This is a genomic window from Rhodococcus sp. KRD175 (genome assembly GCF_017168275.1).
GTDB classification, from domain to species: domain Bacteria; phylum Actinomycetota; class Actinomycetes; order Mycobacteriales; family Mycobacteriaceae; genus Rhodococcoides; species Rhodococcoides fascians.
The window spans coordinates 317,513-339,139 of sequence record NZ_JABFAQ010000015.1 but is presented as its reverse complement, the minus strand read 5'-3'; the positions used below and the strand labels follow the sequence as shown (position 1 = coordinate 339,139).

Below are 21,627 nucleotides of genomic sequence, written 5' to 3'. Positions count from 1 at the left end.
TGCTCACCTCCCCTGCAATGCGGCGGCGATGACGGCGCGGCCGATGGGTGCTGCCACCGAACCGCCGGTGGCGGCGAGGGCTCGATCTCCGCCGTCCTCGACGATGACGGCGATGGCGACCTTGGGGTCCTTCGCCGGTGCGAATCCGATGTACCACGCGTGGGGCGGGGTGTTGCGAGGATCCGAACCATGCTCTGCGGTACCGGTTTTCGACGCGATCTGCACCCCGGGGATCTTGCCTTCCCCGCTGGTGTTGTTCTCGGAACCGATCATCAGATCGGTCAGGGTCGAGGCCGTATCGGGGCTGATCGCCTCACCCATCGATTGGGGTTGGTAACTGGACAGGTCCGACAGGTCGGGAGACTGCAACTGCTGCACCAGGTTCGGGGCCATCCGTACACCGCCGTTGGCGACGGTCGCGGCGATGACGGCGTCCTGCAGCGGGGTGAGCGCCACGTCGCGCTGACCGATGCTGGACTGGCCTAGAGCCGCGTCGTCGTCGATGGATCCGATGGTGCTGTCGGCAACGGTGAGCGGGATGCTGGTGTCCTCTCCGATACCGAACTTGGCGGCGGTTTCGCGCATCTTGTCGGCGCCGGTGTCGATGCCGAGTTCGACGAAGGCGGTGTTGCACGACCGTGCGAACGCCTCACGTAGCGAGGCGGTCTGACCGCCTCCGCACGTCGAACCGTTGTAGTTCTCGAGCGTCGTCGACGTTCCAGGAAGGGTGATGTTCGACGCGGCCGTGAGTTGATCGTCCGGGGTGGCGCCTGCTTGGAGCGCAGCGGCGGTCGTGATCACCTTGAACGTCGATCCCGGTGGGTAGGTCTGCGAGATCGCGCGGTTCACCAGCGGCTTGCCCGGATCGTCGCTCAGGTTCTCCCACGCGGTCGACGTGGTGCTGCCGTCGTGGCTGGCCAGCAGGTTGGGGTCGTAGCTCGGCGTGCTGGCCATGGCGAGAATGTTGCCGGTGGCGGGGTCGAGGGCCACGACGGAGCCGGTGTATCCCTTGGCGGTCAGCTGGTCGTACGCCACCTGTTGGACGACCGGGTCGATGGTGGTGACGACGTTGCCGCCGCGGGGATCCCGGCCGGAGATGAGGTCGAACAGGCGTCCGCCGAACAACCGGTCGTCGGATCCGTTGAGTACCGGGTCCTCGGCGCGTTCGAGACCGGTGCTCGAGTACAGCATCGAATAGAAGCCGGTGATCGGGGCGTTGGCCTGCGGGCTCGCGGGGGAGATCGAGTTCTGCGGGTACGTGCGCAGGTATTTGTAGCGATCGTCGGTGGCAACCGACGATGCGAGAACCTGGCCACCGGCCGAGATCTGACCGCGCTGACGTGAGTACTCGTCGAGCAGAACGCGGGAGTTCCGCGGGTCGGTGCGCAGGTCGTCGGCCTTGATGACCTGAACGTAGGTCGCGTTGGCGAGCAGGGCGACCACCATCACCATGATGGCGATGGAGACGCGGCGTAGGGGAGTGTTCATGCGCGCTTCACCATTTCGGTCGGCGCCTCGGCGATCGGGGCGGCCACAGCGGGCTTCTTCTTGGGGGTCGCAGGCTCACGCGCTGCGTCGGAGATCTTGATCAGCAAGGCCACCAACAGGTAGTTCGCCAGCAACGAGGATCCTCCGTACGACATGTACGGGGTGGTCAGACCGGTCAGCGGGATGAGTTTGGTGACGCCGCCGACGACGACGAACAGCTGGACGGCGACAGTGAACGAGAGCCCGGCGGCGAGCAACTTGCCGAAGCTGTCTCGGACGGCGAGCGCAGTACGCATTCCGCGAATGACGAACAGCAGATACAGGATCAGCACTGCGGCCAAACCGATGAGGCCGAGTTCCTCGCCGACGGTGGCGATGATGAAGTCGGTCTTGGGGAACGGAACCTGCGACGGGCGACCGCTGCCGAGGCCGGTGCCGGCGAGCCCACCGGTGGCCAGACCGAACAGCGACTGGGAAATCTGGTAGCCGGTGTCGTTGTAGTCCGCGAACGGGTCCAGCCAGGTCAGTGTCCGCACGCGCACGTGGCTGAACGCCTGGTAGGCGAAGAAGAATCCGACCATCAGCAGACCGCTGCCGATGATGATCCAGCCGACACGTTCGGTGGCGATGTAGATCATCACCAGAACGGTGCTGAAGATCAGCAGCGACGTGCCCAGGTCCTTCTCGAACACGAGCACCGCGACCGAGACGATCCACACGACGATGATGGGCCCGAGATCGCGAGCGCGCGGGAAGTCCATGCCGAGCCAGTGTTTGCCTGCCGTGGTGAACAGTTCGCGCTTGGACACCAGCAGTGACGCGAAGAAGATCAGCAGCAGAATCTTGGCGAATTCACCGGGCTGCAAACTGAAGCCGGGCAACCGAATCCAGATCTTGGATCCGTTGACCTCGGAGAACGCCGACGGCAGCAGCGCGGGAATGGCGAGAAGGATCAAGCCGGCCAGGCCGAGGGTGTACCCGTAGCGAGCCAGGGTGCGGTAGTCGCGCAGCAGCACCAGCAGTGCCACGAAGCCGGCGATGGCCAGCGTCGTCCACAGCACCTGCTGGTTGGCGTCGGGCGAGGGAATGGGGTTGCCGAGGTACTGCGCCTGTTGCTGATCGGCCAGGTCCAGTCGATGGATCAGCACCAGGCCGAGACCGTTGAGCAGCGCGACGATCGGCAGCAGCAGCGGATCCGCATAGGGGGCGAACCGTCGTACGGCCAAGTGCGCCACCGTCACCAGTGCGAGGTAGGCCAGCGCGTACTTGGCCAGGTCCCAGGTGATCGTCTGTTCCTGGCTGGCTTCGACGAGGATCAACGAGATGGTGGTGATCAGGACCGCGGCACCGAGCAGCAGCAATTCGACATTGCGACGATTCGACTGGATCGGTGCGGGAGCGAACCCACCGGGAGGACTCGGAAAGGAGCCTCCTGCGGACGGATTGGAACTCATCGAGTACCGGTCCTGCAGTTCTGGCCTGGGATCTGCGCGACGGTCGGTGTCGGCACGGCGGTAGTGGTCGGGGCAGCTTCCGGAACGGGCTCCGGCGCGGGCGGAGGCAACGGCACTCCGGGTGGCGCGATGATCGGCGTCGTCGGGGCGGGTGCGGCCGTGGTGGTCACTGCCGGCTCGGTCTCGCAGACCTCCAGTAGGTCTCCCGAGGCCAACCGTTGCACCTGACCGCGGGCGTCGTCGAGAGAGCCCGACGGGAGTCCTGCGGTCACCTGCTCGCGCGCGGCCGGCAACAGGTCGTCGATCTCGAACGGGACGCAATCGGCCGGCGCGGCGTCGGGTGCAGTCAATGTGACGCCACCGTTGTCGTCGAGGCAGCCGATCAATTCCACGCTCTGCAACGAGTACCCGAGAACGGAACCGGGGAGACCGCGCAGCACGGTGACCTTGCTGTTGTCCGCACCGACGTAGTAATTACCCTTGATCACCGAATTGGCAACCACTACACCGATTCCGGCCAACACGATCAGGGTCAGCGCGATCAGCGACCACCGCAGCTTGTGCGACTTCTTCTCCGGTGTCACCACAGGAGCGGTCACGCGCTTGGGCGTCGTGCGCGGGGGACGCATGGCGGCGGCGCGGCCCGCTGCAGTGTTCGGCGGCGGAGCGTCTTCTTCGTCCTCGGTGCTGGCCGCGCCGCCGAGAATCGGGTGGCTCTGGCCGTAGTCGAGGTCGATGACGTCGGCGACGACGACGGTGACGTTGTCCGGGCCACCGCTGCGCAGGGCTAGTTCGATGAGGCGGTCGGCACACGGCCCCGTCTCGCCCTCGGCGAGGGTGTTCTCGATTGTTTCGTCGCTCACGACGTCCGACAGACCGTCGGAGCACAACAGGTAGCGGTCGCCGGCACGGACCTCGCGGACGGTGAGCGTCGGCTCGATCTCGTTACCGGTCAGTGCCCTCATGATCAGTGAGCGTTGCGGGTGCGTGTGCGCCTGTTCGGCGGTGATGCGGCCTTCGTCGACCAGTGACTGGACGAACGTATCGTCGCGGGTGATCTGAGTGAGCGAGCCGTCGCGCAGCATGTAGGCCCGCGAGTCACCGATGTGCACCAGACCCATTCGCTTGCCCGCGAACAGGATTGCGGTCAGCGTGGTTCCCATGCCGTCGAGTTCGGGCTCGTCTTCCACCTGGTCGGCGATGGAGGCGTTGCCCTCGCGGGTGGCGGCTTCGAGTTTGCCGAGCAGATCCTCGCCCGGTTCGTCGTCGTCCAGGTGCGCCAGCGCGGCGATCATCAACTGCGAGGCCACTTCGCCTGCGGCGTGACCGCCCATGCCGTCGGCCAGAGCCAACAGTCGCGCACCTGCGTAGACGGAGTCCTCGTTGTTGGAGCGAACGAGACCGCGATCGCTGCGGGCGGCGTAGCGGAGAACAAGGGTCACGGGCGCAACTCGATCACGGTCTTGCCGACGCGAACCGGAGTTCCCAGTGGAACGCGTACAGCGGTGGTGACCTTGGCTCGATCGAGGTAGGTGCCGTTGGTCGAGCCCAAGTCTTCGACGTACCAATCTCCGCCGCGAGGCGAGAGGCGAGCGTGCCTGGTGGACGAATAGTCGTCTGTCAGAACGAGAGTCGAATCGTCTGCGCGTCCGATCAGAACCGGCTGAGTGCCGAGCGAGATGCGCGTGCCGGCGAGGCCGCCCTGGGTCACCACGAGGTACTTCGCCACCTTCTGCTTGTTGAACGACGGGAGCACCTTCGAGCCACCGGAGTAGCGGGCGGGCACACGCATACCGGCTGCGGCATAGATGTCACTGCGCAGCGTCCGAAGAACGGCCCAGACGAAGAACCACAACAGAAGCAGAAAACCTGCCCTGGTCAGTTGCAGAATCAATCCCTGCACGACGATTCACCTCCTCCTTCGCGATCGGACCTGCATCCCCCACAATCCGACGCGGCGGCGCGACAGACATGGTTGTCTCGCAGCATCATAGGGTGCAGTCGCTCGTGTGGACGACATACGGGTGGGCGAACCTGCGAGTCGAGGAGACGAACATCTCGGTCGGCCGGGCCACTCCGGTGATCAGACGATCCGGACCAGAATCTCGGAGTGACCGGCGCGGATCACGTCGCCGTCGGCCAGTTGCCAATCCTGGACGGGTGCACCGTTGACGGTGGTTCCGTTGGTGGATCCCAGATCGGACAGCATGGCCACTCGGCCGTCCCAGCGAATCTCGATGTGTCGGCGTGACACTCCGGTGTCGGGGAGGCGGAACTGGGCGTCCTGGCCGCGCCCGATGATGTTCTGTCCGTCCCGGAGCTGGAAGTAGCGGCCGCTGCCGTCCTCGAGCTGAAGGGTCGCGGCGAGCGCCTGGGACTGACCTGCGTAGGACGCCGGCTGGTCGTAGCCGTAGCCGTCCCCGCGATCACCGGCACCCTGGGGGTAGCCGCGGCCGTAGGGCGCTTGGGCAGGCGGGTAGTCGTAGGCGGGCTGCTGGTAGCCCTGCTGTGGGTAACCGGCACCCTGCGGCTCGGCATAGCGGCCGGCGGGCTCGCCGTACGCCTGCTCCTGATAGGGAGCCTCGCTGTAGGCACCGCCCTGCTCGCCACCGTTGTAGTCGTAACCGGCACCGTTGTAGCCCTGAGCGTCGTAACCCTGCGCGTTGTAGCCCGCTCGGTCGTAGCCCTGGGCGTCGTAACCCTGCTCCTGACCGTTGGGTGCTCCGTAGGCCTGGTCGTATCCCTGCTCCGGGCCGCCGGCGGCGCTGTAGGCCTGGCCGTGCTGGGCGTACGGCTGCTCGTCGTAGCCCTGGTTCTCGTAGCCCTGGGCGTTGTACGGCTGCTGGTCGTAGCGCTGATCTCGATCGGCGGGCGCGTAACCCTGCGCGTCGTATCCGTTCTGCTCACGCGCCGCGTAGCGGGGATCCTGGCCACCGGCGTATCCGTTGCGCGCGCGCGGATCCGGACGATGTCCGTCCGCGGGGTCGCGCTGCGGGTCGTAGCCTGGGTTCTGCGTCATGTGGCCGGCTCCTGGTATCGACATCGGTGGGGCAGTCGGTCGCTGCGTGGCTGAAGGGACGGGACGGGCTGGCTGTGCCGACGCGTTCTGCTGAACAGAGCTGTTCTGCGCAGCAATCGCCGATCGTCCCACATCGGGATCGACCGAGCCACTGGCCCGGAACTGTCCGGTGTGAAGGGTGGGCGACGGTTCGAAGCGAACCACCACGTCACCGTAGGTCTGCCACCCCTGATCACGGATGTAATCGTCCAGGTGACGCGAGAAAGCCTTGACCGTGAGATCGCGATCACCGGCAAGTTCCTCGTGATCCGCGCTGTTGATCGTGATCACGTAGTTGTTGGGTGCCAGGTAATGACCGCCGTCCAAGGGGCGAACGAGATCGGACGCCTCCTGTTGCAACGCCGCCTCGACTTCGGCCGGTACGACGCCGCCGCCGAACACGCGGGCGAAGACGTCGCCGACAGCGCTCTGCAGCTTGCGTTCGAAACGCTGAACGATGCCCATCGTGACCCCTCCTCTCACTGTGTTCTTCCACCCTGTGGTGCCTGTTGCCTATAACGGTGCGACGGCCGCGTGTCATCACGAAGTCGCGCTGCAAGCATGATATACGGTGCGGCCGACAGCAACGCTGTGCCGCCGGTTGCTCGGGGCAGCTCGAGACGGCGATTTTCGAGCACGGCGGGGTGCGTGTTAGTGTTCTCGCCGTCACCCGGGCGGGTGGCGGAATGGCAGACGCGCTGGCTTCAGGTGCCAGTGTCCTTCGGGACGTGGGGGTTCAAGTCCCCCTCCGCCCACCACACTGGCCGCAGCTGATCTCGATCGCTGCGGCCAGTAGTTTCTTCGAACCCCGGCGTGTGAGCGCGGGTGATGCCTTACATTCGTGTAGTTCGACAACGATGTCGACGTGTCGATGCAGAGCCGGATTCCGGACCCCGTCGATTCGGTGGTAAATCGCAGGTGAGAGCCCGAAGTAGGCTTACCTTATTTGCGAGAGCACCCTGGTACTGACTTATCGTTCGTAATTGGATCGGCCTCACCACGGCCTGATCCGTCGAGACCTTCACTTTTCTACCACGAGCCCACCCGCCCGTGCAGAGGAAAGCGTGGAAGATCGACAGGTGCTGCTTCAACGGCGAGGACGCACCGCAGGCCGTTCGAGCAGCCGGTTACACCACACCGTCGCCGACGAGTTTCAAGGCTGGACTTATCCGAAGGCTAGGTATGAAGCACACTCCGGGCCCGCAAGGCCTCTACGATCCCGTCAACGAACACGACTCCTGTGGTGTCGCATTCGTGGTGGACATGCACGGTCGCCGCAGTCGCGACATCGTCGAGAAGGCGATCACCGCACTGGTCAACCTCGAGCACCGCGGTGCCGCGGGCTCCGAACCGAACACCGGCGACGGTGCGGGCATTCTGATCCAGGTACCGGACGCGTTCTTCCGCGCCGTCGTAGATTTCGAGCTCCCCGCACCCGGTGCCTACGCAACCGGTGTCGCATTCCTGCCGCAGGGCCGCAGCGACGCAGCACGCGCGTGCGAGGGTGTCGAGCGCATCGTCGAGAGCGAAGGCATGACCGTCCTCGGATGGCGTGAGGTCCCCACCGACGACTCCTCCTTGGGCGCGTTGGCGCGCGACGCGATGCCGACGTTCCGTCAATTGTTCTTCTCCGCTCCCGACGCGGCGATCACCGACCTCGAACTCGAGCGTCGTGCCTTCGTCATTCGCAAGCGCGTCGAACACGAGTTGGGTGAAGAGGGCGCAGGCAAGGACGGCCCCGGTCGCGAGACCGTGTACTTCCCGTCACTGTCCTCGCAGACGTTCGTCTACAAGGGCATGCTGACCACGCCCCAGCTCAAGGGCTTCTACCTCGACCTACAGGACGAGCGCGTCGAAAGTGCACTCGGCCTTGTGCATTCGCGTTTCTCGACCAACACGTTCCCGTCGTGGCCGTTGGCCCACCCGTTCCGCCGGGTCGCACACAACGGTGAGATCAACACCGCGACCGGCAACGAGAACTGGATGCGCGCCCGCGAGGCCCTCATCACCTCCGACGTATTCGGTGGCTCGGAAGCGCTCGAGAAGATCTTCCCCGTCGTCACCCACGGAGCCAGTGACACAGCACGTTTCGACGAGGTGCTCGAACTGCTGCACCTCGGCGGCCGCAGCCTGCCGCATGCCGTGCTGATGATGATTCCCGAGGCCTGGGAGCGGCACGAATCCATGGACCCCGCGCGTCGGGCGTTCTACAAGTACCACTCCTCGCTGATGGAGCCCTGGGACGGACCTGCCTCGGTGTGCTTCACCGACGGCACCGTCATCGGCGCAGTGCTGGACCGCAACGGACTTCGCCCGAGCCGCCTGTGGGTCACCGACGACGGCTTGGTCGTCATGGCTTCCGAGGTCGGCGTACTGGACATCGACCCGTCGAAGGTCGTGCGCAAGGTGCGTCTGCAGCCGGGCCGCATGTTCCTCGTGGACACCGCGCAGGGCCGAATCGTCTCCGACGACGAGATCAAGGACGAGCTCGCCGCCGAGCATCCGTACCAGCAGTGGCTGGACGAGGGTCTGACGTCCATCGACGATCTTCCCGATCGGCCGCACGTGCACATGCCGCACGATCGCGTGCTCATCCGCCAGCAGATCTTCGGATACACCACCGAAGAACTGAACGTGCTCGTCTCGCCGATGGCGAAGTCCGGTGCCGAGGCAATCGGTTCGATGGGAACCGACACTCCGATCGCGATCCTGTCGGCCCGTCCGCGGATGCTGTTCGACTACTTCTCGCAGCTGTTCGCTCAGGTCACCAACCCGCCGCTGGACGCGATCCGCGAAGAGATCGTCACCAGCCTGGGTGGCACCATCGGACCCGAGGGCGACCTGCTCAACCCGGGTGCGGACGGCTGCAAGCAGATCGTGTTGCCGCAGCCGATTCTGCACAACGACGATCTCTCCAAGCTCGTGCACATCAACGACGAGGGCACGCAGGAAGAGCTTCGCTCGGTGGTCGTTCGTGGCCTGTACCCCGTTGCCGAGGGCGGTGAGGGCCTGCGAAAGTCGTTGGAGGCCATCCGCGCTCAGGTTTCGGCTGCGATCTCGGGCGGCGCGCGCATCATCGTTCTCTCGGATCGAGAGTCCAGTGAGAAGCTCGCCCCGATCCCGTCGCTGCTGCTCACCTCCGCAGTGCACCACCACCTCGTTCGGGAGAAGACCCGCACCAAGGTCGGTCTGATCATCGAGGCCGGTGACGCCCGCGAGGTGCATCACATGGCACTGCTCATCGGATTCGGTGCAGCAGCGGTCAATCCGTACATGGCCTTCGAGTCGATCGAGGACATGATCGAGCGCGGTGCCCTCACCGGCATCGACTTCGACAAGGCCGTCGGCAACTACATCAAGGCTGCAGGCAAGGGCGTGCTGAAGGTGATGTCCAAGATGGGCATCTCGACCCTCGCGTCGTACACCGGAGCCCAGCTGTTCCAGGTCATCGGCCTGTCGCAGGAACTGGTCGACGAGTACTTCACCGGGCTCAACAGCCATCTCGGTGGCATCGACCTCGATCAGGTCGCCGACGACGTCGCAGCGCGACATGGCGTGGCGTACCTCGACAACCGTCAGGAACGCGCACACCGTGAGCTCGAGACGGGCGGCGAGTACCAGTGGCGTCGGGAAGGGGAGTACCACCTCTTCAACCCTGACACCGTCTTCAAGCTGCAGCACTCCACCCGCACCGGTCAGTACGACATCTTCAAGGAATACACCAAGATGGTCGACGACCAGTCCGAGCGGCTCGCGTCGCTGCGCGGTCTGTTCCGCTTCAAGACCGAAGAGCGACAGGCGATTTCGATCGACGAGGTCGAGCCGGCCAGCGAGATCGTCAAGCGTTTCTCCACGGGTGCGATGAGCTACGGCTCCATCTCGGCCGAGGCGCACGAGACCCTCGCCATTGCCATGAACCGTCTCGGCGGGCGGTCGAACTCCGGTGAGGGCGGCGAGGACGTCTCGCGCTTCGAGCCGGACGAGAACGGCGATTGGCGGCGCAGTGCCATCAAGCAGGTCGCGTCGGGACGTTTCGGCGTCACCTCGCACTACCTGACGAACTGCACCGACATCCAGATCAAGATGGCGCAGGGAGCCAAGCCCGGTGAGGGCGGCCAGCTTCCGGCTCACAAGGTGTACCCGTGGGTCGCCGAGGTTCGGCACTCCACGCCGGGTGTCGGTCTGATCTCGCCGCCGCCGCACCACGACATCTACTCGATCGAGGATCTCGCGCAGCTGATCCACGACCTGAAGAACGCGAACCCGTCGGCTCGTATCCACGTCAAGCTCGTCTCCGAGGTCGGAGTCGGCACCGTTGCGGCGGGTGTGTCCAAGGCACACGCCGACGTGGTGCTCATCTCGGGCCATGACGGCGGCACCGGCGCGACGCCGTTGACGTCGGTCAAGCACGCAGGTGGACCGTGGGAGCTCGGCTTGGCCGAAACCCAGCAGACGTTGCTGCTCAACGGTCTTCGCGATCGCATCGTCGTGCAGGTGGACGGCCAGCTCAAGACCGGCCGCGACGTCATGGTCGCTGCTCTGCTCGGCGGCGAGGAGTTCGGTTTCGCCACCGCTCCGCTCGTCGTCTCGGGCTGCATCATGATGCGCGTCTGCCACCTCGATACCTGCCCCGTCGGTGTTGCGACACAGAACCCGTTGCTGCGCAAGCGTTTTACGGGCAAGCCCGAGTTCGTCGAGAACTTCTTCATGTTCATCGCCGAAGAGGTGCGTGAGCTCATGGCCGAGCTCGGCTTCCGCACGCTCGACGAAGCCGTCGGCCAGGTCGGTCTGCTCGACACGACCGCGGCCAAGGAGCACTGGAAGGCGTCGAAGCTCGATCTGTCGCCGATCCTCGAAGAGGTCGAGTCGGCGTTCATGAACCAGAACCTGTACAACACAGGCGTTCAGGATCACGGTCTCGACAAGGCCCTCGATCAGCAGCTCATCTCGGCCAGCCGCAATGCGTTGGACAAGGGCGAGAAGGTCGCGTTCGAGTCCAAGATCACCAACGTCAACCGCACCGTCGGCACGATGCTCGGACACGAGGTGACCAAGGCCTACGGCGGCGTCGGCCTGCCGGACGACACCATCGAGATCACGTTCACCGGCTCGGCCGGCAACAGTTTCGGTGCGTTCGTGCCCTCCGGTATGACGTTGCGCCTCAACGGAGACGCCAACGACTTCGTCGGCAAGGGCCTGTCCGGTGGACATCTCGTGCTGCGGCCGTCGCTGAACGCTCCGAAGGGATTCGTGGCCGAGGACAACATCATCGGCGGCAACGTATTCCTGTTCGGTGCCACCAGCGGTGAAGCCCTGATCCGCGGCGTCGTCGGCGAACGGTTCGCGGTTCGTAACTCCGGTGCCGTTGCTGTCGTCGAAGGCGTCGGCGATCACGGCTGCGAGTACATGACCGGCGGCAAGGTCGTCATCCTCGGCACGACGGGACGAAACTTCGGTGCCGGCATGTCCGGCGGCGTCGCGTTCATCTTCGATCCGAACAAGACGTTCGAGGCCAACCTCAACACCGAGCTGGTCGACATCGACGAGCTCGAGGGCGACGAATTCACCTGGTTGAAGGACATCGTCACTCGTCACCAGGAGCAGACCGGCTCCGAGGTGGCCGAGCGGATCCTCGCGGATTGGTCACAGCAGGTGAACCATTTCGTGAAGGTCATGCCTCGCGACTACAAGAAGGTACTGCTGGCCATTTCCGAAGCCGAGAAGAACGGCGCGGACGTGGACGAAGCGATCATGGAGGCAGCTCGTGGGTGACCCACAGGGATTTTTGAAGAACACGGTTCGCGAGGTACCCAAGCGGCGGCCCGTCGATCTGCGCCTGATGGACTGGAAAGAGGTCTACGAGGACTTCTCGAAGGACACTCTGCGCACCCAGGCCAGCCGATGCATGGACTGCGGCATTCCGTTCTGCCACAACGGTTGTCCCCTCGGGAACTTGATTCCCGAGTGGAACGACCTGGTGTTCAAGGATCGCTGGCGCGACAGCATCGATCGCCTGCACGCCACCAACAACTTTCCGGAATTCACCGGACGGTTGTGCCCCGCTCCGTGCGAGGCGGCGTGTGTCCTGGGTATCAACCAGGATCCGGTGACCATCAAGCAGGTCGAGGTCGAGATCATCGACAAGGCCTTCGAGGAAGGCTGGGTCACGCCGGTCTACCCGACGCACCTGACCGGCAAGACCGTCGCCGTCGTCGGCTCCGGACCGGCGGGACTTGCTGCAGCGCAGCAGCTCACCCGCGCCGGCCACACCGTCACGGTGTTCGAGCGTGCCGATCGCATCGGCGGATTGCTGCGCTACGGCATTCCCGAGTTCAAGATGGAGAAGCGCCACATCGATCGTCGGCTCGCGCAGATGGAGGCCGAGGGCACCGTCTTCCGCACGGGTGTCGATGTGGGCGTGGACATCTCGGCCGACGAACTGCGTGAGCAGTTCGACGCCGTCGTCCTCTCCGGCGGTGCCACCGCCTGGCGCGACCTGCCCATCGAGGGCCGCGAACTCGACGGCATCTACCAGGCCATGGAGTTCCTGCCGCACGCCAACCGCGTCCAGCAGGGCGACTTCGAGCAGCCGCCGGTCAGTGCCGAGGGCAAGAAGGTCGTCATCATCGGCGGCGGTGACACCGGGGCAGACTGCCTGGGCACCTCGCACCGTCAGGGCGCGGCGAGCGTCCACCAGTTCGAGATCATGGCCCGTCCGCCCGAGGAGCGTGCCACCTCCACCCCGTGGCCGACGTACCCGCTGATGTACCGCGTCGCGTCCGCACACGAGGAAGGCGGCGAGCGCGTCTTCTCCGTCAACACCGAGCGTTTCGTCGGTGAGAACGGCAAGGTCACCGCACTCGAAGCCTGCGAGGTCGAATTCAAGGCCGGCAAGTTCGAGAAGATCGAGGGCAGCGAGTTCACCCTCGAAGCCGATCTGGTGCTCCTCGCCATGGGCTTCGTCGGACCCGACAAGGGCGGTCTGCTGACCGACCTGGGCGTCGACTTCAACCAGCGCGGAAACGTCGAGCGCACCAACGAGTGGGTCACCAACGTCCCCGGCGTCTTCGTCGCCGGAGACATGGGCCGCGGCCAGTCGCTCATCGTGTGGGCCATTGCCGAGGGCCGCTCCTGCGCGGCCGCCGTCGACACCTTCCTGCAGGGAGCAACCGCGCTGCCGTCGCCGATCGTGCCCACCCAGGCGCCGCAGCGGTAGGTAGTTTTCCGCCCGTCCCGTCGGGATCAATGTCCCTTTGTTGCACTCTGAGCGACTGAAAGCCGCATTGATCCCGACGGGCGGCGACCGATCCCGACGGGTGGCGGCGAACTGTGTGACGCACGGTTACGTCCGTTAACCATGTGGGCATCGGATGGTCACAGGCCGCTGTCATTGTGGTGATCGAACACAAGAAGCGTTCGATCACCCAGTGAGGCCCCCTCCCCATGAGTGTCAAGAAATTCTGCGCCGGTGTCGGCGTCGCTGCAGCTGTTGCGTCCGGTCTAATCGTCGGGGCGTCACCCGCCGTCGCCGATCCCGGCGGTTGTCCCTCGATGTACGTCGTCGCGATTCCGGGAACGTGGGAGACCAGCTCCGGTGCTGCGCCGAAGCCGGGGATGCTGACCGACGTCACCGATCGTCTCGGCGGGGACATCCGCACCGAGTACGTCTCGTATCCCGCCACCGCGTTCCCGTGGGAGGGCGAGGTGTACGGGCAGTCTCGTGCTGCTGCCGTCACCAACGCAGGCGGCATGCTGAAGGCGATGGCGGATCGCTGCGGCGCAACGAAACTGGGCATCATCGGCTACAGCCAGGGAGCGGACGCGGCCGGTGATCTCGCCGCGTCCATCGGAACCGGTCTCGGGGTGGTTCCGGCCGACAAGGTGGTGGCGGTCGGGCTCGTCTCCGACCCGAAGCGGTCGGATACCGACGCCCTGGTCGGTCCCCCTGTTGTGGGTACCGGCGTCGGTGGACCCAGGGTCGGCGGATTCGGCTACGTCAGTCCGGTGGTGCGCACGTTCTGCGCCGTCGGCGATCTGTATTGCTCGACGCCCAAGGACGACTACGTGGCGCGACTCGCGGGCTTCCTCGCCGTGTCGTCCAACCCTGCGCCCGACGTCGCAGATCAGTACACCCAGGAAGCACAATCGTTGATCGCCGACCTTGCTGCGTCCGGTGGATTACCCGTACTGCAGGGGCAGCTGTCGGATCAGGCCAATGCCCAGCGTCAGCGAGAGATCGAGGCCTTCTACCGCTCGGGCATCCACCAGGAATATCAGACCTACGACGTCGGAGACGGAGTGTCGGCGACGCGGTGGTTGGCGCGTTACCTCGCCGACGCGGTCTGACTACGACGTACTAGCAGGAACCCGACGGAGCAGCAGGAACACGACCACGGCACTGACGAACATCAGCACGGCGCTCGTACCGGCGGCGAGGTTGAAGCCGTCGATGAAGGACGAGTGCGCGACATCGGTCAACTGCGATGCGAACGGCTCCGGCAGATAGTCGGCCACGGCTATTGCGCCGCCGATGGTTTCGCGGGCCGGATCGGCGATCTCGGCCGGTGTGCCCGCCGGGATGGCGTCCTCCATGCGGTGTCGATAGACGGTGCTGCCGATGGTGCCGAGAATCGCGATGCCGACGGCACCGCCGAGCTCGGCCCCGGTTTCCGACAATGCCGATGCAGCCCCGGCCTTTTCGGGGGCCGCAGCGGTCAGCACGATGTCGGAGTTCAGAGTCGATGCTGCTCCGATCCCGAACGTGACCAGGGCCATTCCGGTCAGCAGCAGCGGCAGGCCGGAGTCGGATTGCACGAATATCAGTGCGACGCAGCCGAAGACGATGGACAGCAGGCCCGCCGAAATGATGGTGCCGGTGGGGATCACCTTGCTCATCGTCGGTGCGGTGACGGCACCGGCCGCCGCTGCGGCAGCGGGAATCAGCAACCACAGTCCGGCGCGGAGTGGTCCGAGTCCGAGAACCAGCTGCAGGTACTGGGAGGCGAACAGGCTGAAGCCGGTCATGGAGAAGATGACCAGAAATTGCACGACGACTGCAGCGCTGAAAGCACGTTCGGCGAAGAGCGTCACGTCGATGAGCGGGTTCGATGCCTTGCGTTGCCGGATGACGAACACGAAGCCGAGTGCCAGGCCGAGGATCGCGGTGGTGAACGTCGTGGCGTCGATACCGTCCTGGGCCCCGTGCTTGATGGCGAACACGATCGAGAGCATCGACGAGATCGCGAGGATCACGCTGATCGGGTCGAACTTTCCGGGGTCGCTGTCCTTGAACTCGGGGACCAGTAGCGGGGCCGCAACGAAGAGCACGACCATGATGGGGATGTTGATCAGGAAGACCGAACCCCACCAGAAGTGTTCCAGCAAAACGCCTCCGACAACCGGGCCCACGGCTGCGCCGCCTGCGAAACCGGCGGTCCACAGGCCGATCGCTTCCTTGCGCTGCGCAGGGTCGTGAAACATGTTGCGGATCAACGACAGTGTGCTCGGCGCGATGGTGGCTCCGCCCACTCCGAGCAGAGCACGTGCGACGAGCAGCATCTCGGGGGACGTGGAGAACGTCGCGGCGAGCGATGCCGCGCCGAAGACCACCGCGCCGACCATCAGCAGGGTCCGCCGTCCGATACGGTCGCCGAGCGAGCCCATGGTGATCAGCAGACCGGCCAGCAGAAATCCGTAGATGTCGAGGATCCACAGGGTCTGGTTGCTGGTGGGTTCGAGATCGGCCGTCATGAAGGGCAGTGCGAGATACAGCACCGACATGTCCATGGAGACCACGAGGATCGGCACCACCAGTACCGCGAGGCCGAGCCATTCCTTCTTCGTGGCGCGATCCTCGGTTGCCGTCTGATTCACTGCTTCTTCCCTTCCCGCGTGGACACCTCACCTTAGGTGGGTCGGGAGTACGTTCGGTGAGGAAGAGTGTGTCTCGCCGAACGAAGGAACCGATTCCGCATGATCAACGATCTCGAGGTAGTCGCGACGATCACCGCCAAGCCGGACGCAATCGACACCGTGCGCGACGGGCTCGTGGCTCTGGTCGCCGAGTCACGCAAGGAGAGCGGCAACGTCTCCTACAAGTTGTTCGAGTCGGCGGTCGAGCCCGGCACCTTCATCACCATCGAGGTATGGAAATCGCAGGAGGACCTCGACGGCCACATGCAAACCCCGCACCTGCAGCAGGCGCTAAGCGAATTCGGTGCCCATCTCGCGGCCCCGCCCGCCATCCACCCGCTCCGGCCCGTCGGTTGAGCCTGCCCGCGCGCTGACGTACACGAGTGCCGAGACGGCAAGCAGCGCCACCGTGGCACCGATCGCCAGCCACCCGGTCCCGCTCATCTCTCCCGACGCGATGATGCGGGCACCGGCGGCGGTGTAGCTCATCGGCATGAAGGCTGCGACGTCTCCCCAGATCGGTGCCGTCGATGCGTACGCGAAGCCGCAGACGACGACCTGCACCACGAGGGCGACGACGTTGACGATCTGGCCCGCCACAGCACCGAGCACTCGTTGAATGGCACCTGCGGTGGCGAGATAAGCCGCGGCCGACACGATGAGGAACGCGCCGGCTCCGATCACCGGTCCGAGGGCGGCGTCGGTGGCGAAGGCGAATGCGACGGCCGCGCTGACACCCACTGCGGCGACGGCCGCTCCGACGGCGAGCCACCGCGGCTTGGTGTCCCTGCCCAGGACCCGCACGAGGCTGACGCAGCCGAGAGCTCCGAGTGCCACGAGGGCGGCGATCAGATACGGGGTGGCACCGGTACCGGTGCTCGTCGCCGTCGCTGCAATGTTCTGGTCGGAGGTGGCGTCATCGGTCGTGGCGGCCGCCTTTGTCGGGAGGGCGGCGGAGGCGTCGCGCACATTGGTGGCGATGCCGTTGACGATCCCCTCGACGGGTTTCACCGACGTCACGAGCTGATCGGTGCCGGCCTTGAGTTGCTGCCCGCCGTCGTCGAGCTGGCCGAGTCCGTCACGCAACTGCACGGTTGCGTCGCCGAGCTGCGCGGTGGCACCGAGGAACTGACTGTTGGGGTCGTTCAGTTCGGTCGACAGCTGCTGAGCACCACCCTTGAGGGTCTGCAGTTGAGCGAGCGTATCGGGACCGAACGCCTGAGTGTTGAGGTTGTCGATCACTCCGCGGATCTCGCCGGAAATCGCGTCGGATCCCGGATGCGGGAAGCGATCGACCGTGTCTGCCGTGGCGGCGAGCTTTGCCGTGAAGTCGGCCTGCAGAGCTCCGAATCCGGCGAGCTGGTCGACGACCTGGTCGACACCCCCGCTGATCTGCGATGCGCCGTCACCGAGCTGGCCGATGCCGTCGCGGTACTGGCCGAACCCGTCGGCGAGCTGGATGGTTCCGTCGTGAGCCTGGGTGATGCCGTCGGCAAGTTGGCCGACGCCGTCGTTGAGATGCGTTCCGCCTTCGGTCAGCTGACCGATGCCGCTGGAGAGAAAGGTGATCGGGAGCGAGGCGCTGTTGAGGCTGCTCCTGGCCTTGGACAGCGGATCGGCCGTCTGCTGTGCCTCGGCCGGGGCCTGCTGAGTGTCTGCGACAACGGCGGTCGTCGTGGTCGATTCTCCGCCCAGGTCGTAGCCGGTGCCGAGTGCGAACGCACCCACAGCCACCAGAGGGAACGCCAGTGCGACGAGAGCAACGGCAGGACGTCGGAAGATACGCATTTCACCCATGATGACTTCGAGGCTAACTGCCACCGCCGGCCGCACCGACCACTCGGAGCGATCCACAGCGGCCGTTCTGCACCTCTACCAGGGACTTTAAGAGGTCTCTGTGGATTGTCGGTTGCGCGGCAACAGGTCCCACACATGGGCGGTCTCGTTGACCGACGAGACCGATCGGGCACCGCTGCGGGAGAAGAGCACACGCGTCACCGAGCAGTAGTCGATGGGAAATCCGAGCACTTTCGGGGTCTGGAGAATGTCTTGCAACAGCATGTTGACGACGCCGCCGTGAGCGAAGAGGACGACGGTATCGGAGTGCGCGGCGGCCGAGACGATATCGTCCACTCCGTCGAGAACTCGCCGGCGGAAGGCCTGCTCGTCGACCTGCTCGGGTAGGTGACCGGCCTTGATGCGGTCGTAGGCGTCGCGAAATTCGGTCTTCGCGGCCTCGATCGGGACGTAGCCGCCGAAGTCCCGGTCGTACTCGGTCAGACGGTCGTCGGTCGTGATCTCGAGACCGAGCCGTTCGGCGAGTGGCTGCGCGGTCCGGATCGCGCGTTGCTGCGAACTCGACACGACTCGCGACACCGTGAAGCGTGCCAGCGCATCCGGCACTCGGCAGGATTGCTCGACGCCCAGTTCGTCGAGATCGGGATCGGCCGAGGACTCCGATCGTCGCGGAAGGGCGTGCCGTACCAGAACCAGTTGCATCGACTCACCTAATCACGAGTGTGCGTCCACTGCGTTCCACCATCGAGCGGAAGGCCGCCACCTGGCGGGGCATGTCCGTCCCCGGCTCCCACACCATGCCGATTCGCCTGCGCGCAGCTGGTTGGGTGAGTCCCACGTCGACCGTTCCACCCTCGGCGCCGTGTGCACGGATCCGCGGCAGGATGGCAATGCCGAGGCCGGCGCCGACGAGTCCGCGCACGGTATGGGTGTCCTGTCCCTCGAACGCGATGCGCGGGCTGAATCCGGCATCGGCCCACAGCTCGTCACAGATCGAGCGCATTCCGTATCCGTGGCCCATGGCGATGTAGTTCTCGTCGGCGGTATCGGCGAGATCGACCGTCTTCCGCGACGCGAGACGGTGATGTTCGGGGACCACCAGCATCAGCCGCTCGTCGTACAGCTGGAAGGAATTCGTGTCGGTGTGTTCGGCGCTCAAAGACACGAACGCCAGGTCGGACGCGCGATCTGCGAGGCGATCCAGACAGCGTGCACGTGCGCCTTGGTCGAGATCGAACGTCACCGCGGGATGGTCGACGCGAAAGTGCCGGATCAGTGCCGGCACGACGTCCTCACCGAGTGTGTTCTGGAACGCGACGGCGATTCGGCCACGCGCTCGGGCGTCGTGCTCGGTCATGGCGTCGATACCGGCGTCGATGTCGCTCAGGGCTCGTTGAAGATACGGGATGAGGACGCGGCCGGTATTGGTCAGCACGATGCCGCGACCCCGTCGTTCCACGATGTCGACGCCGAGGATCGCCGATGCGCGGGCGACCTGCCGACTGACGGTGGGTTGCGGGACTCCCAGGACGTGGGCGGCGTCGGTGATGTGCTCGGTGTCCGCCACCGCGACCAGTGTCGGCAGAAGCGGCAGCAGCTCGGTGGTCTCGCGGCGCATGAACGAAGCATATCGCTGACGTATCGATTGCTGGAGTCTCATGCATTGGACGTATACCGTGAGCGCTTCTAACGTCTTTGACATGACTACGACGCAGCCCGAGGTCCTGCAGTGGGAGGGGCATCCCAAGGGATCGACCGAGTACCGGCGTCTGGTGTTGGCGCTGCTGTTCGCCGGAGTGGCGACGTTCGCGCAGCTCTACTCGGTACAGGGGATTCTGCCGCTCATCGCGTCCAGTCTCGACATCACCCCGTCGCAGTCCTCGCTCGCCGTCGGCCTGGCGACCGTCGGCGTCGCGGTGTCGGTCATTCCGTGGTCGGTAGCGGCCGACCGAATCGGACGCGTTCGAGCGATGACCGCCTCGATACTCGTCGCGACGGCACTGGGTTTGCTGGTGCCTCTGTCGCCTTCTCTCGAGGTGCTGCTGGTCCTGCGATTCTTCGAAGGTGCTGCGCTGGGCGGACTCCCGGCCATCGCGATCGCCTATCTCAGCGAGGAGGTGCACCGCAATCACACCGCGCTGGCAGCGGCGACCTACGTGTCCGGTACGACGCTCGGTGGGCTACTGGGGCGGATAGTTTCAGGACCCGTTGCAGAACAGACCAATTGGCGAATCGGAACCCTGACCGTGTCGGTCATCGCGGCGCTGGCAGCGGGACTGTTCGTGTGGTTGGCACCGCGGCCGCGAACCACCCTCGTGCACAGCAAGATCGGTGACCTACCCGGTCGGTTGTGGGTGAATCTCCGAGAGCCGGGGATGCTGGCACTGTACGGCCAGGGTTTCCTGCTGATGGGCGGATTCGTCGCGGTCTACAACTTCCTCGGATTCCGGCTCGAGGCAGCACCTTTCGGTCTTCCACAGTCTCTGATCAGCTTGATCTTCGTGGCCTACCTCAGTGGCACGGTGTCCTCGCGAGTGGCGGGGAAGTTGGCGACGAAGCACGGCCGGTCGATCGTCCTCGCCGGATCGACCGCCACCATGATCGCCGGAGTCGCACTGACGATGGCGTCGAACCTGGCCGTGATCCTCACCGGGCTGGTGATCTTCACGATGGGATTCTTCGCCGCCCACGCCATCGCGTCGGGATGGACCGGCCAGCGAGCCGTCCACGGACGGGCCCAGGCGACATCGCTGTACAACCTGTTCTACTACGGAGGATCGTCCGTCGTGGGCTGGCTCGGCGGAGTGGTCTTTCAGTCACTCGGATGGAATGCCTTGGCGCTGTTCGTCATTGCGTTGGCAGTCATCGCCGGCCTGTGGGCCGCAGCGATGAACGGCCGACTGGCGCAGCAACCGAACTCAATACGTGGATGAATTCGAGGCGGCTATCGCGAAGATGAAAATAGCAGCCACGACGAGGACGAACAGGGCGATCGACACGTAGCCGACGATCAGACCTGCCGTCGCGAATCCTGACCCGCCCTCGCCGGTGCGCTTGATCTGGCCCTTCGCAACGTGGCCACACACCACCGCACACACCGACGCGATCAGCGGGATGAACGTCAGACCCAACACCGCCAACACGAGCGACACGATCGCCAACGTGTTCGTCGCGGGTGCCGGCCGAAAACCCGCTCCGACATACGGGGCCTGACCGTATTGGGGCTGTCCGTATTGGGGTTGTCCGTACTGAGGGTTCGGGTATTGAGGATTTTGGTATTGAGGTTGTCCGTGCTGCGGGTTCTGGTAGCTCGTGTTCGGGTCCTGATACGGCGGGTACTGCTGACCCCCGTACGGCTCGTCCTTCTCGAACGCGTCGCTACCTTCACCCTGCGGATTGACCATTGCGGGAGTCTTGCACCTGAATTGGGCCGTCGCAAGCGGCAAGGCGAGGTCTACGAACCGACCTTGCCCCAGCCCACATACGCGTCGACGGTCACGTAGCCGGTCACGCGCGGCTGATCGCGAACCGGATACCGCTCGCCGGTGTAATGCGTCGCGATGCGATCGATATCCACCAGATCCGGGTCGTCCTGCAACTCGATCGAACCGTGCACCGTCACATGCGTATACCAACTGGCCTCGTCCATCACCGAAATCGAGACCTTCGGATTCGCCCGAATGTGCTCCAGCCGCTTACGCGAGGCATCGAAATTGAGCACGATCTTCCCGTCCTCCCACAAATACCACGTGGGCGCGGTGATCGGAGTTCCATCGGTACGAACCACCGCCATGACAGCGGGATTCGCCTTCTTCAGCAACTCGACAGCATCAACGGGCAACGGAGGCTTGGGCATGAACCAACACTACGACCCGAGAGCTGACTCGGCCAGACCCTCGGCGGACCGCCCACCCGGCC

General features: G+C 65.0%; 16 protein-coding genes and 1 tRNA gene. 6 read left to right on the top strand and 11 right to left on the bottom strand.

Annotated features, from left to right (window positions below; all coding sequences use genetic code 11):
• Window positions 1-3 precede the first annotated feature (3 nt).
• From J1M81_RS21940 to J1M81_RS21920, 5 genes are all read right to left on the bottom strand, one after another.
• Window positions 4-1,488, bottom strand: coding sequence for a penicillin-binding protein 2 (locus J1M81_RS21940; protein WP_032373395.1), 1,485 nt, complete (start codon window positions 1,486-1,488; stop codon window positions 4-6).
• Complete coding sequence (locus J1M81_RS21935; RefSeq protein WP_027494979.1) at window positions 1,485-2,942, bottom strand: FtsW/RodA/SpoVE family cell cycle protein; 1,458 nt, start codon at window positions 2,940-2,942, stop codon at window positions 1,485-1,487. Before J1M81_RS21935 ends, J1M81_RS21940 begins: the two co-directional genes overlap by 4 nt.
• Window positions 2,939-4,384: a PP2C family serine/threonine-protein phosphatase gene (locus tag J1M81_RS21930; RefSeq protein ID WP_032385262.1), complete on the bottom strand. Its 1,446-nt coding sequence runs from the start codon at window positions 4,382-4,384 to the stop codon at window positions 2,939-2,941. Before J1M81_RS21930 ends, J1M81_RS21935 begins: the two co-directional genes overlap by 4 nt.
• On the bottom strand, window positions 4,381-4,845 hold the full coding sequence (locus J1M81_RS21925) for an FHA domain-containing protein (protein ID WP_027494977.1): 465 nt from the start codon (window positions 4,843-4,845) through the stop codon (window positions 4,381-4,383). Before J1M81_RS21925 ends, J1M81_RS21930 begins: the two co-directional genes overlap by 4 nt.
• A 180-nt stretch (window positions 4,846-5,025) precedes the next feature.
• The gene (locus J1M81_RS21920; RefSeq protein WP_206498835.1) at window positions 5,026-6,465 is read right to left on the bottom strand and encodes a DUF3662 and FHA domain-containing protein; all 1,440 of its coding nucleotides are present in this window, start codon (window positions 6,463-6,465) and stop codon (window positions 5,026-5,028) included.
• A 207-nt stretch (window positions 6,466-6,672) separates the two neighbouring features.
• Between J1M81_RS21920 and J1M81_RS21915 the strand changes: the two genes are divergently transcribed.
• From J1M81_RS21915 to J1M81_RS21900, 4 genes are all read left to right on the top strand, one after another.
• Window positions 6,673-6,758 (top strand) — tRNA-Leu (locus J1M81_RS21915).
• Window positions 6,759-7,182: 424 nt separating this feature from the next.
• Window positions 7,183-11,772, top strand: coding sequence for a glutamate synthase large subunit (gene gltB, locus J1M81_RS21910; protein WP_206498834.1), 4,590 nt, complete (start codon window positions 7,183-7,185; stop codon window positions 11,770-11,772).
• A complete protein-coding gene (locus J1M81_RS21905) occupies window positions 11,765-13,216 on the top strand; it encodes a glutamate synthase subunit beta (protein ID WP_032367609.1) in 1,452 nt (483 codons plus the stop codon). The genes gltB and J1M81_RS21905 overlap by 8 nt, the downstream gene beginning before the upstream one ends.
• Before the next feature lie 227 nt (window positions 13,217-13,443).
• On the top strand, window positions 13,444-14,346 hold the full coding sequence (locus J1M81_RS21900) for a cutinase family protein (protein WP_032385265.1): 903 nt from the start codon (window positions 13,444-13,446) through the stop codon (window positions 14,344-14,346).
• On the opposite strand, the gene J1M81_RS21895 is transcribed toward J1M81_RS21900, so the two are convergent.
• On the bottom strand, window positions 14,347-15,873 hold the full coding sequence (locus J1M81_RS21895; RefSeq protein ID WP_206498833.1) for an MFS transporter: 1,527 nt from the start codon (window positions 15,871-15,873) through the stop codon (window positions 14,347-14,349). It lies immediately after the preceding gene.
• A 102-nt stretch (window positions 15,874-15,975) separates the two neighbouring features.
• Here J1M81_RS21895 and J1M81_RS21890 point away from each other — a divergent pair, with 102 nt between their 5' ends.
• A complete protein-coding gene (locus tag J1M81_RS21890; RefSeq protein WP_032367959.1) occupies window positions 15,976-16,269 on the top strand; it encodes a putative quinol monooxygenase in 294 nt (97 codons plus the stop codon).
• On the opposite strand, the gene J1M81_RS21885 is transcribed toward J1M81_RS21890, so the two are convergent.
• The 3 genes from J1M81_RS21885 to J1M81_RS21875 form a co-directional block, all read right to left on the bottom strand.
• The gene (locus tag J1M81_RS21885; protein WP_241258327.1) at window positions 16,204-17,700 is read right to left on the bottom strand and encodes a phage infection protein; all 1,497 of its coding nucleotides are present in this window, start codon (window positions 17,698-17,700) and stop codon (window positions 16,204-16,206) included. The genes J1M81_RS21890 and J1M81_RS21885 overlap by 66 nt on opposite strands.
• A 96-nt stretch (window positions 17,701-17,796) precedes the next feature.
• Window positions 17,797-18,411: a histidine phosphatase family protein gene (locus tag J1M81_RS21880; protein WP_032373390.1), complete on the bottom strand. Its 615-nt coding sequence runs from the start codon at window positions 18,409-18,411 to the stop codon at window positions 17,797-17,799.
• 4 nt (window positions 18,412-18,415) lie between these two features.
• Window positions 18,416-19,327 (bottom strand): LysR family transcriptional regulator, encoded by a 912-nt coding sequence (locus J1M81_RS21875; RefSeq protein WP_155288498.1) that lies wholly within the window; start codon window positions 19,325-19,327, stop codon window positions 18,416-18,418.
• A gap of 82 nt (window positions 19,328-19,409) precedes the next feature.
• Here J1M81_RS21875 and J1M81_RS21870 point away from each other — a divergent pair, with 82 nt between their 5' ends.
• On the top strand, window positions 19,410-20,642 hold the full coding sequence (locus J1M81_RS21870; protein ID WP_032373389.1) for an MFS transporter: 1,233 nt from the start codon (window positions 19,410-19,412) through the stop codon (window positions 20,640-20,642).
• Here the strand turns inward: J1M81_RS21870 and J1M81_RS21865 are convergent.
• Window positions 20,628-21,113, bottom strand: a complete 486-nt coding sequence (locus J1M81_RS21865; RefSeq protein WP_052062922.1) for a DUF4190 domain-containing protein — start codon at window positions 21,111-21,113, stop codon at window positions 20,628-20,630. The two genes, J1M81_RS21870 and J1M81_RS21865, sit on opposite strands and share 15 nt — an antisense overlap.
• A 50-nt stretch (window positions 21,114-21,163) precedes the next feature.
• On the bottom strand, window positions 21,164-21,565 hold the full coding sequence (locus J1M81_RS21860; RefSeq protein WP_206498831.1) for a TIGR03618 family F420-dependent PPOX class oxidoreductase: 402 nt from the start codon (window positions 21,563-21,565) through the stop codon (window positions 21,164-21,166).
• Window positions 21,566-21,627 lie beyond the last annotated feature (62 nt).

Bases quoted from the DNA above. Each gene is read 5' to 3' on its own strand.
- gltB (WP_206498834.1), top strand. From the start codon at position 7,183: ATGAAGCACACTCCGGGCCCGCAAGGCCTCTACGATCCCGTCAACGAA.
- J1M81_RS21935 (WP_027494979.1), bottom strand. From the start codon at position 2,942: ATGAGTTCCAATCCGTCCGCAGGAGGCTCCTTTCCGAGTCCTCCCGGT.
- J1M81_RS21860 (WP_206498831.1), bottom strand. From the start codon at position 21,565: ATGCCCAAGCCTCCGTTGCCCGTTGATGCTGTCGAGTTGCTGAAGAAG.
- J1M81_RS21875 (WP_155288498.1), bottom strand. From the start codon at position 19,327: ATGCGCCGCGAGACCACCGAGCTGCTGCCGCTTCTGCCGACACTGGTC.
- J1M81_RS21870 (WP_032373389.1), top strand. From the start codon at position 19,410: ATGACTACGACGCAGCCCGAGGTCCTGCAGTGGGAGGGGCATCCCAAG.
- J1M81_RS21880 (WP_032373390.1), bottom strand. From the start codon at position 18,411: ATGCAACTGGTTCTGGTACGGCACGCCCTTCCGCGACGATCGGAGTCC.
- J1M81_RS21940 (WP_032373395.1), bottom strand. From the start codon at position 1,488: ATGAACACTCCCCTACGCCGCGTCTCCATCGCCATCATGGTGATGGTG.
- J1M81_RS21865 (WP_052062922.1), bottom strand. From the start codon at position 21,113: ATGGTCAATCCGCAGGGTGAAGGTAGCGACGCGTTCGAGAAGGACGAG.
- J1M81_RS21900 (WP_032385265.1), top strand. From the start codon at position 13,444: ATGAGTGTCAAGAAATTCTGCGCCGGTGTCGGCGTCGCTGCAGCTGTT.
- J1M81_RS21885 (WP_241258327.1), bottom strand. From the start codon at position 17,700: ATGCGTATCTTCCGACGTCCTGCCGTTGCTCTCGTCGCACTGGCGTTC.
- J1M81_RS21920 (WP_206498835.1), bottom strand. From the start codon at position 6,465: ATGGGCATCGTTCAGCGTTTCGAACGCAAGCTGCAGAGCGCTGTCGGC.